13 protein-coding genes are annotated in these 11,191 nt (G+C 68.5%); 2 read left to right on the forward strand and 11 right to left on the reverse strand.

The features are described 5' to 3' along the window. Positions 1 to 11: 11 nt before the first annotated feature. From OG504_RS04480 to OG504_RS04520, 9 genes are all read right to left on the reverse strand, one after another. Complete coding sequence (locus OG504_RS04480; protein WP_405988497.1) at positions 12 to 665, reverse strand: TetR/AcrR family transcriptional regulator; 654 nt, start codon at positions 663 to 665, stop codon at positions 12 to 14. A gap of 31 nt (positions 666 to 696) precedes the next feature. Continuing rightward, entirely contained in the window at positions 697 to 1,101 is a 405-nt protein-coding gene (locus OG504_RS04485; RefSeq protein WP_405988498.1) for a RidA family protein, read from the reverse strand. A 60-nt stretch (positions 1,102 to 1,161) separates the two neighbouring features. Beyond that, the gene (locus tag OG504_RS04490) at positions 1,162 to 1,764 is read right to left on the reverse strand and encodes a helix-turn-helix domain-containing protein (RefSeq protein ID WP_405988499.1); all 603 of its coding nucleotides are present in this window, start codon (positions 1,762 to 1,764) and stop codon (positions 1,162 to 1,164) included. 75 nt (positions 1,765 to 1,839) lie between these two features. Then, a complete protein-coding gene (locus OG504_RS04495) occupies positions 1,840 to 2,535 on the reverse strand; it encodes an alpha/beta fold hydrolase (protein WP_405988500.1) in 696 nt (231 codons plus the stop codon). 131 nt (positions 2,536 to 2,666) lie between these two features. Then, positions 2,667 to 3,977 (reverse strand): dihydrolipoamide acetyltransferase family protein, encoded by a 1,311-nt coding sequence (locus OG504_RS04500; RefSeq protein ID WP_405988501.1) that lies wholly within the window; start codon positions 3,975 to 3,977, stop codon positions 2,667 to 2,669. 13 nt (positions 3,978 to 3,990) lie between these two features. Then, positions 3,991 to 4,959 carry an alpha-ketoacid dehydrogenase subunit beta gene (locus tag OG504_RS04505; protein WP_405988502.1) on the reverse strand — a complete coding sequence of 323 codons (969 nt, stop codon included), beginning with the start codon at positions 4,957 to 4,959 and terminating at the stop codon, positions 3,991 to 3,993. Then, a complete protein-coding gene (locus tag OG504_RS04510; RefSeq protein ID WP_405988503.1) occupies positions 4,956 to 6,095 on the reverse strand; it encodes a thiamine pyrophosphate-dependent dehydrogenase E1 component subunit alpha in 1,140 nt (379 codons plus the stop codon). Before OG504_RS04510 ends, OG504_RS04505 begins: the two co-directional genes overlap by 4 nt. Before the next feature lie 69 nt (positions 6,096 to 6,164). Continuing rightward, positions 6,165 to 6,926, reverse strand: coding sequence for an SDR family NAD(P)-dependent oxidoreductase (locus tag OG504_RS04515; RefSeq protein WP_405988504.1), 762 nt, complete (start codon positions 6,924 to 6,926; stop codon positions 6,165 to 6,167). A gap of 58 nt (positions 6,927 to 6,984) precedes the next feature. Then, positions 6,985 to 8,130 (reverse strand): acyl-CoA dehydrogenase family protein, encoded by a 1,146-nt coding sequence (locus OG504_RS04520; protein WP_405988505.1) that lies wholly within the window; start codon positions 8,128 to 8,130, stop codon positions 6,985 to 6,987. Positions 8,131 to 8,316: 186 nt separating this feature from the next. Here OG504_RS04520 and OG504_RS04525 point away from each other — a divergent pair, with 186 nt between their 5' ends. Next, entirely contained in the window at positions 8,317 to 8,766 is a 450-nt protein-coding gene (locus OG504_RS04525) for an Lrp/AsnC family transcriptional regulator (RefSeq protein WP_327398979.1), read from the forward strand. A 115-nt stretch (positions 8,767 to 8,881) separates the two neighbouring features. Further along, the gene (locus OG504_RS04530) at positions 8,882 to 9,688 is read left to right on the forward strand and encodes a class II aldolase/adducin family protein (RefSeq protein ID WP_405988506.1); all 807 of its coding nucleotides are present in this window, start codon (positions 8,882 to 8,884) and stop codon (positions 9,686 to 9,688) included. Between the two features lie 32 nt (positions 9,689 to 9,720). Here the strand turns inward: OG504_RS04530 and OG504_RS04535 are convergent, their stop codons facing one another. Both OG504_RS04535 and OG504_RS04540 read right to left on the reverse strand, forming a co-directional pair. Continuing rightward, positions 9,721 to 10,650 carry an oxygenase MpaB family protein gene (locus OG504_RS04535; protein WP_405988507.1) on the reverse strand — a complete coding sequence of 310 codons (930 nt, stop codon included), beginning with the start codon at positions 10,648 to 10,650 and terminating at the stop codon, positions 9,721 to 9,723. 30 nt (positions 10,651 to 10,680) lie between these two features. Beyond that, a complete protein-coding gene (locus OG504_RS04540) occupies positions 10,681 to 11,118 on the reverse strand; it encodes a hypothetical protein (protein ID WP_405988508.1) in 438 nt (145 codons plus the stop codon). Positions 11,119 to 11,191: the final 73 nt, after the last annotated feature.

The raw sequence follows: 11,191 nt of genomic DNA on the forward strand, positions 1-11,191 counted from the left end.
CCGACACACCGTCAACTCGCGGCGCGAGGTCGCGGTTCGGTCGTCGGGGCCGACTGAAGGATCTGCTCGATCCCGAAGTCGAAGCGCTCGCTGTAGTCGATCGAGACGTAGTCCTCCAGCACCGACTGGAGGCCTGGGAAATGCTGCTCGTCCACCGTTTCCCGGAGGCGATCGTGGAACGCGGCAGGTGTCGCCTGCTCTTCCTGGACAAGCCCGAGCGTGAAATAGAAAAGGCTCCACGACGTCCACGCGGCCGACTTGCGTGTGGGGCAGCCTTCGAAGAGGACCGTCACCACCCGTTCCGAAAAGGCCAACGTGCTCGGTTCGACGGGAAAGGTACCGGCGACCAGCAGGGCGCCGTCCCGGTGTCCGAGCATCGCCTGCCGCAAGCGCCAGAGCAGTTCGGCCACCTGCTCACGCCAGTCGCCGTGCAGGTTCTCCAGGTCGACCTCGCCCATGATGAATTCCGCCATCAGGCCGAGCAGTCGGTCCTTGGTCCGGATGTGCCACATGACCGTGTTCATCCGGACGTTCAGTTCGGCTGCGATCGCCCGAGCGGACAGTTTGGCGATGCCGTCCCGTTGCAGGACGACGAATGCGGCCTCGACCACACGGTCGAGTGTGATGCCGACCTTGATCGGGGCAGCGCCTGGCGTCTTGGTCACCGATCGATGCTACCCGGGCCGGCGCGACCGCTCACAAGGTCGCGACCACCTCGATCTCGACCAGATAGCCCTCGGCGAAGAGAGTCTCCACGCCCACGCACGTACTCGCGGGCGGTGTCTGCCCCGCTCCCCGAGAGCCGGCGATGAGCCCGATCAACTGTTCCGCGTTGTCGGTGTCGTACCCGACGAGATGGATCGTCTCCTTGATGATTTTGCCGCGGCTCGAACCGGCGGCGGCGAGCACCGCGTCGATGTTCTCGTAGGCCTTGGTGAATTGTGCCGCCAGATCGCCTCGACCGACGAGTTCGCCTTTGGCGTCCCACGCGACCTGCCCGGACGTGTAGATCAGTCCGAGCTCAGGAATGGCGAGACCGTGGGAGATCACGCCGGTGAGGGGCGGGAGTTCAGCAGGATTCAGCGCAATGGGTGACGACATCGTGAGCCTTCCCTATTTTCCCGGAATGACCGACGTGCACCCTGCGCGTTCACGCACTGCTCAGCGCGAGTCCGCCGAGTTGCGACGTGACGACGCCGGAATGGGGTGCCGCATCGGAACAGTTGCCGCTGTTGATGCGATCAGGACGGTCGCGGCGGCATCGTCCTTGTTGGTGAGACGATGCTCCTTCGACGAATCGAAGTGCACCGAATCCCCGGTGTCGAGCTGAAGCGAAACTCCCGAGACATCGAGAGTGATCGCCCCTGCCAGCACGTGCAGCCATTCTTCGCCGACGTGCCGGGCGGTCTTGGTGTTCTTGCCGGCCGCCAATTCGACCCGGATGACGGACATGGTTTCCCGCGGCCCGCTCAGCACGGTGTAGCGGCCGTCCTGCCCGTCACGTGTCATCGCCGCGTCGGCACGCACCAGATGGAAGTCGTCCTGATCGGGCTCCTGGACCAACTCGCTGATGGATACGCCGTAAACACGGGCGATCTGCAGCAGGGCACCGATGGACGGCTTGCGCACACCCTTCTCCAGGCGCGAGAGATGCGCCGAGGAAATGCCGGTCTGCTCGGCCAGTGTCGTCAGGGTGATGCCACGCTCGCCCCGCATGTCCTTGAGGCGTTGGGCAACCCAGAGATCAGTGTCCTCGATCGGCATTCCCGCACACTAACATGCCTCTGAGGCAATAGACCGGGCCTGTCGGGTACATCGGACAGCCTCCGCATACACGGTCTACACGAGGTTCAGGAGTTCCCGCTCGAGAATGTGCGGGCTCGTCAGCAGGCCGACATGAGTGATGTCGCGCAGTGCCACGACCCGGAATCCCCGTTTCTCCGCCGAGGCGGCGATATCGGTGAAGAGGGCCTGATCGGCGCAGTAGATGTAGGAGACCGCCTTGCTCGCCAGAGCGTCCTCGCTGCCGGGACCGAGCGGCTCCTCGTGGGTGAAGCGCGGCATCGGCGTCATCCTGCTCGACAGCCACGCGGCCGCCTCGTCGTCCGCCCCGAGCAACCCGGGATCGAGTGCCGCCACCTCCCACTCGGCGGGCCCCGGCGACTCGGCGAACGCCTTCTCCAGCCACGGCAGCATCGTGAACGCCGACTCGCCGGTCACCGGGGCGAACGCGTCCGCGTACACCACCTGCCCGACCCGATCCGGGGCGAGCGCGGCCGCGCCCGTGATCACCATTCCGCCGTAGCTGTGCCCGACCAGGACCGCGTCCACCACCCCTTCGGATTCGAGGAGTTCGGCGATCTCCCGCGCGTGGACACCCAGGCCGACGTCCGGCGCGGAGAGCTCGTTCCGCTCGGAGAGGCCGGTCAGCGTGGGCGTGAGAACCGTGTGCCCGGCGCTCTCCAGCAGAGGGCGCAACCGGTCCCAACACCAGCCGCCACCCCATGAACCGTGTACGAGTACGAACGTAGCCATAGCCCGCTCCTCCTGAGATCCCAGAGCCCCTCGGTCTCCCCACAGAGTCACGGTCCGGCCCCACCCACGTCAACCTCATGGGCAAATTAAGTTGCCTCCTAGGCCGATATGGCGAAGCGGCACAGCAACCGTCACAGCATCGCGAGCCCCGGTTCGTGCAGGATCTGCGCGGTATTGGCCAGCAGCTCGGAGCCCTGCCGGCCGTCCATGAGCCGATGGTCGAAGGAGAGAGCGAGCTGCGTGCCCCAGCGCGGCTCGATGCGTTCGTCTCCGTCGTCGTCCTGGACGACCCAGGGCATACGGCGGACGGCGCCGACGGCGAGGATCGCCGCCTCCCCCGGGTTGAGGATCGGCGTACCGGTGTCCGCGCCGAACACCCCCACGTTGGTCAGCGTGACAGTGCCGCCGGTCATGTCCTGAGGGGAGGTGCGGCCGGCTCGGGCGGTCGCCGTGAGGTCCGCCAGCCCCTGGGCCAGTTCGAGCAACGGCATCCGGTCCGCGCCCTTGATGTTCGGCACGACCAGACCACGCTCCGTCGCCGCGGCCACCCCGAGATTGACGTAGTGCTTCAGGACGATCTCCTGCGCGGCCTCGTCCCAACTGCTGTTCGCCTCAGGGGTCTTGGCCAGCGCGATCAGGAAGGCCCGGGCGAAGAACAGCAGCGGAGTGACCCGCAGCTCGCGGAACTCCCGGCGTCCGGCGACGAGCTCACGAAGCCGCATGGTGGCGGTGACGTCGACGGTGATGAACTCGGTGACGTGCGGCGCGGTGAAGGCCGAGGCGACCATGGCGGCGGCCGTATGCCTGCGAACTCCCCTGATCGGTATGCGGGTTTCGGAGCCCCGAGCGGTTTCGGGGACCGGAGCGGGCTGCGTCTCCGGGACCGCGCGCCGGACGTCCTCGCGGGTGATGGTGTTCCCCGGGCCGGTGGGGGCGACGGTCGTCAGGTCGACCCCGAGATCCTTGGCGAGTTTACGGACCGGCGGTTTGGCCGCCGGCCGAGCTCCGGCAGGGTCCGGAGCGCTGACCTCGACGCGGTCCGCACCTTGCGGCTGCACGTGGTGTCCGGGACGCCTTCTACGACGGCCGGCACCGGCGCCCTGCGGACCGTAGCCGACCAGCAGTTCGGCCTGTTCCGCATCCGGCTGCTGCGGCACCGCCCCGCCGTCCGGTTCTCCGCCCGCCGCCTCTCCCGGTGCGTCGGTGTCGATCGTGATGAGCGGCCTGCCGACCGGAAGCAGGTCCCCCACCTCCGCGTGGAGGGCGCTGACCACCCCGGCGTAGGGCGAGGGAAGTTCGACGGCGGCCTTGGCCGTCTCCACCTCGACGATGATCTGGTTGACCTCGACGACGTCGCCGGGCCGGACCGACCAGGCGAGGATCTCCGCCTCCGTCAGACCCTCGCCGACATCGGGGAGCAAGAACTGCTGCGGGCTCGTCACGACGGCGCCCCTCCTAGTAACTCAGGCTGCGGTCAATGGCGTTGAGAATCCGGTCGACACCGGGCAGCCAGTCGGACTCCAGCCGGCTGGGCGGGTACGGGGTGTCGTATCCCGTCACCCGTACGACGGGCGCTTCGAGGAAGTGGAACTCCTCGTCCTGCAGCCGCGCGGCGACCTCCGCACCGAACCCGTGGGAGAAGGCGGCCTCATGGGCGACGACGGCTCGCCCGGTGCGGTGCACGGACGCGCGGACGGTCGTGACGTCCCACGGAGACAGACTGCGCAGATCTACGACCTCCACGCTGCGGCCCTCCTCCGCCGCGACCTCGGCCGCCTCCAGGGCCACCGGCACGGTCGGGCCGTAGGCGATCAGGGTCACGTCCGTCCCCTCGCGGCGGATGACGGCCTGCTCCAGCGGGACGGCGGCGGCCGGGGTGACCTCTCCCTTGGTCCAGTAGTGCCGCTTGGGTTCGAGGAACACCACGGGGTCGTCCTCGGCGACGGCCTGTTGGATCATGTGGAAGGCGTCGTTCGGGGTGGCGCAGGTGACCACCTTCAGCCCGGCCGTGTGGGCGAAGTACGCCTCCGGTGACTCCGAGTGGTGCTCGATCGAGCCGATGCCACCGCCGTAGGGGATACGGATCACGACGGGCAGGGAGATGCGGCCCGCCGAGCGGTGCCGGAGCTTGGCGAGTTGGGTGATGATCTGGTTCGCGGCCGGGTAGACGAAGCCGTCGAACTGGATCTCGCAGACGGGCCGGTAGCCGCGCATCGCGAGTCCGATCGCCGCTCCGACGATGCCTGCCTCGCCCAGCGGGGTGTCGACCACTCTCAGGTCGCCGAACTCCTTGCGCAGTCCGTCCGTCACGCGGAACACCCCGCCGAGCCGGCCGATGTCCTCGCCCATGAGCAGGACTTGGGGATCGTCGGTCAGGGCTTGGCGCAGTCCGTCGTTGAGGGCTTTCACCATGGAGATGCTCATTTCCGCTCTCCGTCCTGCGGGCCGGTGGAGACGAACTCCAGGTGCTGGCGCAGCTGTTGGCGCAGATCTGCGGGCATCTGCGCGTAGGTGTGCTCGAAGGGCGAGGACGCGTCGGGGTCTGCCAACCCCCGGCAGCCTGCGCGCAGTTGCTCGGCCAGGTCTCGCTCACGCTGTTCGAGGTCGGTGAAGTACTCGTCGTTCACGGCACCCACGGACTGCACATGTACGCGCAGTCGTTCCAGCGGGTCCCGGGCCGTCCAGTCCTCGGTCTCCTCGGCGGCTCGGTAACGCGTCGCGTCGTCGGCCGTCGTATGGGCGTTGACGCGGTAGGTGACCGCTTCGATCAGCGTCGGGCCACCGCCGGTTCGCGCCCGGTCCAGCGCCTGGCGCGTCGCGGCGAGGCAGGCGAGTACGTCGTTGCCGTCGACGCGGATGCCGGGAAAGCCGTATCCGGCAGCGCGTTGGGCCGCGGGGATGCGGCTCTGCACGCTGTAGGGGGCGGAGATGGCCCACTGGTTGTTCTGGCAGAAGAAGACCACCGGCAGGTTCTGGGCGGCGGCCCAGATGAACGCCTCGTTCGTCTCACCCTCGCTCAGCGCGCCGTCGCCGAGGAAGGCCAGCACGGCCGTGTCGCGATCGGGGTCGCCCGAGCCGGTGCTGCCGTCCCGGTACAGGCCCATCGCGTAGCCCACCGCGTGCAGAGTCTGCGCGCCGATGACCAGCGTGTACAGGTTGAAGTGATGTTCGTGGGGGTCCCAACCGCCCAGCGTGGTACCCCGGAAGAGCCCGAGGAGCGACACCGGGTCGAGGCCTCGGCACCAGGCCACGCCGTGCTCGCGGTAGGTGGGGAAGACCATGTCCCGGTCGTTCAGCGCGTACGCGGCTCCGACCTGTGCCGCTTCCTGGCCACGAAGTGACGGCCACAGGCCCAACTCCCCTTGCCGTTGCAGGGCGATGGCCTCCGTGTCCAGTCGGCGGACGAGTGTCATGTCGCGGTACAGGGCGGGGAGGTCGACGGTCGCAGGGTCGAGCGGCAGCCGGGGGTCCGTACCCAAGTTCCCTGCCGGATCGAGCAGTTGGACGGGTGGATCGGCCAATGATGTTTCGGACGGCGGGTCTTGTACGGCGTGTGCCATGCGGGTTCTCTTTCCGGGCGACGCTCTCGACGGGGAGAGCGGGTCAACGGGCCTTGTCGGTGCGGGGTTTCAGCGCGGGGCCATGCGCAGGGCGCCGTCGAGGCGGATGACCTCGCCGTTGAGCATCGGGTTGTCGAGGATGTGGGTGACCAGGGCGGCGTATTCGTCCGGTGAGCCGAGACGGGACGGATGCGGTACGGCGGCGCCCAGTTGGGTCCGTGCCTTCTCCGGCAGGCCCGAGAGCAGCGGGGTGTCGAACAGCCCCGGCGCGACCGTGACGACGCGGATCGCCGAGTCGGCGAGGTCCCGGGCCGCGGACAGGGTCAGCGAGACCACCCCGCCCTTGCTCGCGGCGTACGCGGCCTGACCGATCTGCCCGTCGTAGGCGGCGATGGACGCGGTGCAGACGATCACGCCTCGATCCCCGTTGTCCGGGACGTTCTTGGCCATGACGGCGGCAGCGGCGGAGAGCACGTGGAAGGTGCCGAGCAGATTGATCTCGACCACGCGCCGGAAGTCCTCGGCGGGCAGCACTCCCCGCTTGCCCAGGATGCGGCCGGGCGTCGCGATTCCGGCGCAGTTGACCGCCGCGCGCACCGGCCCGTGCTCCGCGGCGTACGCGAAGGCCTGCCGGACCTGGCCCGGATCGGTCACATCGGCCGCGACGAAGTGGGCGCGTTCCCCCAACGCGGCGGCCGCGGCCTCCCCTTGGCTGTTCGGGAGATCCAACAGCACGACGGTACGGCCCTGTCGGTGCAGCCGGTGTGCGGTCGCCCGCCCCAGCCCCGAGCCGCCTCCCGCCATGACGGCAACAGCATCGCGAGATGTCACGGTGCCCGCCTTCCTTCAAGTCGTCGGAACGTGCAAGTCGTAGAAGCTGTAAGTCGGTTCAGGAGTCGGCGAGATGGCGGCTGATGACCATGCGCTGGATCTGGTTGGTGCCCTCGAAGATCTGCGTGATCTTCGCCTCGCGCATATAGCGCTCCACAGGGTGCTCGCGGACGTATCCGGCACCGCCGAGGACCTGCACGGCGTCGGTCGTCACGGCCATGGCCGTGTCCGTCGCGATGAGTTTGGCCATGCTGGCCTGGCGGCTGAACTCCTGGCCGGAGTCCTTGCGTCGGGCGGCGACCAGGTAGGTGGCGCGCGCCGCTTCGGTGCGCGCGGCCATGTCGGCGAGCAGGAACCCGACGCCCTGGTGCTCGATGATGCGACGGCCGAACGTCCGGCGCTCGCGGGCGTAGTCGACCGCGTGGTTGAGCGCTGCCTGCGCGATCCCGACCGCGACGGCCGCGATGCCGAGCCGCCCGGCGTCGAGTGCGGACAGCGCGATCCTCAGGCCCTGACCGGGCTCGCCGATCAGTCGGTCGCCCGGGATGTGCACGTCGTCGAAGTGCATCACCGCGGTGGTCGAACTCCGCAGCCCCATTTTGCGCTCCGGGGCACCCGCGCTCAGGCCGGGCGACCGGGCGTCCACGTGGAAGCAGGAGATGCCGTTGCGCGGGTCGGCGGACGTCCGCAGAAACGCGGTGTAGAAGTCGGCTTCGCCACCATGGGTGACCCAGGCTTTGGTACCCCGGGTCACCCACGCCTCGCCGTCACGTGTCGCGCCGGCCCGGATGGCACTGGGGTCGGAACCCGCGTGCTCCTCCGACAGGCAGTACGCGCCGAGCGCCGCACCGCTCAGTTGCCACGGCAGCAGCGCCTCCCGCTGTGCCGCGGAACCGAAGACCGAGACGGGGTGGCACGACAGCGTGTGGACGCTGACACCGACGGCGACAGCGGCCCAGCGTGCGGCCAGCTCTTCGAGTACTTGCAGGTAGACGGCGTAGGGCTGGCCCCCTCCCCCGACGTCCTCGGCGAAGGGAAGAGTCAGCAGCCCCGCCTCGCCCAGGACGCCGAAAACCTCACGAGGAAAGCGGCCCTCCTCCTCGAACTCCGCTGCGCGCGGGGCGAGTTCCTTGTCCGCGATGTCGACCGTCAGCTCCAACAACTCCCGGGCTTCGCCGGACGGTAGTTCGCGCTCAACCTTCACCGCTGGGTCCCTTCCTCACGCCCTCGAACGGCGGTCGCCGACCAGTTGCAGGCGTTGTCAGTGGACCGGCGGGACACGGGCGGTGGCAATTAAGTTGCGGGTATCTTGCATGTGGTGCAAAAAAATCGAGCGAGAACAGGCTCGCCCGCACAAAACAGGCGCCACGAAGAAGAGGAGGAGGCCCACATGACCGACACGGCACTCATCGACAGCGTCGATCGCGCGATTCTCGAGCTGCTGGTCGAAGACGGCCGCCGGACCATGACGGAGATCGCGGAACGGGTCAGCCTCTCGCCGTCGGCGGTCAAACGCCGGGTCGACCGGCTGGAGCGGGTCGGCGTCATCGCGGGCTACACGGTCACCCTCGACCACGGCAAGCTGGGCTCCGGTTTCGAGGCGTTCGTCGAGCTGCGCTTCGCAGGGGACGTCAAGGTCGAGGCGATCACGATGGCCGCCACCAGCGTCCCGGAGGCCCTGGAGGTCTTCACCGTCGCGGGCGACCCCGACGCCCTGGTCCGCGTCCGGGTGACCAACGTGCAGCACCTGAGGGACGTCATCGACCGGCTCCGGCGCACGGGTGCCGTGATCGGCACGAAGACGCTGATGGTGCTGGGCGCCTGGCGCAGAGGTGACTGAAAAAGCTGGGCCACCAGTACCCAGGAGGCAATATTTCTTGCCTGCGAGGTTGACACGGAACGGAAGATGGTTGCAGCCTGAAAGAAATTCGCCGCGCACCGGAAAGGACGTACCGATGTCCATCACCACCGGCAGCAACGACATCGACTTCGAGAACACCGAGGAGCTGGACATTCCTCGGCTGGCCGAGAGCCGCGAGACCATCGAGGCCGAACGTGCCCACCGCAAGCGGCAGTTGGCGGCGGCGTTCCGGATCTTCGCCCGCTACGGCTTCGACGAGGGCATCGCCGGGCACATCACAGCGCGCGACCCGGAGTTCCCGGACAGGTTCTGGGTCAACCCGTACGCGGTGCACTTCTCCAAGATCCGCGTCAGCGACCTGCTCCTCATCGACGAGGAGGGCCGTGTCATCGAGGGCGAACGCCGGACCAACAAGGCGGCCTTCTGGATCCACTCCTCCATCCACCAGGCACGCCCGGACGTCGTGGCAGTGGCGCACGCCCACACCATCCACGGCCGGGCCTTCGCGTCACTCGACAAGCTCCTGGACCCGATCGTGCAGGAGTCCTGCGCCTTCTACGACGACCATGTGCTGTTCGACGAGTACAAGGGCCTGGTGCTGGAGCGGACCGAGGGCGAGCGGATCGCCGCCCGGCTCGGCGAGCGACGGGCCGCCGTCCTCCGCCACCACGGTCTGCTGACGGTCGGCCGGTCCGTGGAAGAGGCCGCGTGGTGGTTCATCACCATGGACCGCGCCTGCCAGATGCAGCTCCTCGCCGACGCCGCGGGCAAGCCCCGCGTCATGACCGAGGAGGAAGTCACCCTGGCCCACCGGCAGTTCAGCAACGCCAACATGGCCCGCCACAACTTCAACCTCCTGGCCGAACTCGTGGTGGAGGACGAACCCGACGTCCTGGGCTGAGCCCCGCCGCGAGGACAACCACTCGTCGACGGCTACACATCGGGCGCGTAGTGCTTGCCGTCACCCCGGCGCTCCACCGGCGGCAGATTCCGCCGCGGCGTCTCGACCGGTCCTACGGCGAGACCGCGCGCCCGCCGCCAACCGGCCCTGGCCCGCGGGTGGTAGCGCCGCTCGAACGGCACGAGGTGCCAGCCGAGCGCGACCGCACGGCCCACCAGCCACAGCCCGACCGCGCTCCGGCGCGACCAGCGGTAGCCCAACTTGGCGCGCACCGCGGGCGGATACATCCCGACGGTGAGCCAGACGAAGGGCCGGGTCAGCGGACCCCGGATCACCCGCCACACCACGTCCGGCAGCCACTTCAGGAAAGGTGGCTTGCTTATGCGGCGGATGTCGAGCACGGCGCGTGCCGCCCGGTTGTCCTCCAGGGTGTCGGCGCACATCCGCTCGAAGTACGCGGTGAATCCTGCCCAGTTGGCGGGAGCGGGCCGGTCGCTGACCCCGTAGAGCCGGTACCACTGAAGGCTCTCGGCGTAGAACCGCTCCTTCTGTTCCTCCGTCAGTGGCCGGCCGAAGTACCGGCACACCAGCACCGGGACCATGACGAAGGTCGCGTGCGCCCAGAAGAAGGTGTCCGGGTCGAGGGCGTGGTAGCGCCGCCCCTGGCTGTCAACTCCCTTGATTCCGACGTGATAGTCGCGGACCTCGCGGGCGGTACGGGCCGCGTCCGGGCCGTCGTAGATCACTCCGGCGATCGGGTAGAGCGAGCGGAGCAGCCGTTCCCAGCGCTCCTCGAAGAACTGTGAGTGTTCCTCCACTCCGGCGCCGAGGGCGGGATGCATGTTCTGCATCGACCCGGCCCAGAGGCCGATCAGCATGCCCCGCCAGTCGCTGAAGTACCGCCAGACCAGAGACGACGGCCCGAGCGGCTCGGGGATCGACGGGTCGCCGGGTGGGGTCAAAGGACGCTCCTGACTGACGAGTTGTGGTTCTTACAGGGCCCACCAGCAGTACAGCCGCCGGTTCTCCGCTGCTGCTCTCCGGGCCAGGCCGGACAACCGATGGAGCAGTTCCGACGTCTTGGTGGGCGTGAATCCCAGTTCTTCGACAGCCGCGAACGGCCCTGCCGCCAGGTCCAGTCGCTTATCGGACGCCGTGGCCAGGGCGTCCCGGAGCGTGTCGGAGACGCTGACGACGAAGGCTCCTTCGGCCTCGGGGTCCGAGAGCAACTGCCCGGAGCGGGGGCGGGCGCGCGCTTCGTCGTAGGTGCAGTCGGTGAGGATGCCTTCGAGCCGCGCCAGCACGACCACCGGGTCGATGTCCTTCAGGGACAGCACGTCGAACACCGACGCGTCGGGACCGCCCGGTCCGCCGAGGACACCGACGGCAGCCTCGTCACTCGCGGCCGAGAAGTACTCGCACATCACCATGCCGTAGAGCGTGCCCTATGCAGCCGTCTGACGGCGACTGTCGTACGGTGACCGCTCGCGGTGGGGGAACGAA

The organism is Streptomyces sp. NBC_00986, assembly GCF_045162565.1.
Classification (GTDB): domain Bacteria; phylum Actinomycetota; class Actinomycetes; order Streptomycetales; family Streptomycetaceae; genus Streptomyces.

What these genes read in the sequence shown, in the direction of transcription:
- OG504_RS04530 (WP_405988506.1), top strand. Translation starts at nt 8,882, where the DNA reads ATGTCCATCACCACCGGCAGCAACGACATCGACTTCGAGAACACCGAG.
- OG504_RS04525 (WP_327398979.1), top strand. Translation starts at nt 8,317, where the DNA reads ATGACCGACACGGCACTCATCGACAGCGTCGATCGCGCGATTCTCGAG.
- OG504_RS04540 (WP_405988508.1), bottom strand. Translation starts at nt 11,118, where the DNA reads ATGGTGATGTGCGAGTACTTCTCGGCCGCGAGTGACGAGGCTGCCGTC.
- OG504_RS04495 (WP_405988500.1), bottom strand. Translation starts at nt 2,535, where the DNA reads ATGGCTACGTTCGTACTCGTACACGGTTCATGGGGTGGCGGCTGGTGT.
- OG504_RS04485 (WP_405988498.1), bottom strand. Translation starts at nt 1,101, where the DNA reads ATGTCGTCACCCATTGCGCTGAATCCTGCTGAACTCCCGCCCCTCACC.
- OG504_RS04505 (WP_405988502.1), bottom strand. Translation starts at nt 4,959, where the DNA reads ATGAGCATCTCCATGGTGAAAGCCCTCAACGACGGACTGCGCCAAGCC.
- OG504_RS04510 (WP_405988503.1), bottom strand. Translation starts at nt 6,095, where the DNA reads ATGGCACACGCCGTACAAGACCCGCCGTCCGAAACATCATTGGCCGAT.
- OG504_RS04490 (WP_405988499.1), bottom strand. Translation starts at nt 1,764, where the DNA reads ATGCCGATCGAGGACACTGATCTCTGGGTTGCCCAACGCCTCAAGGAC.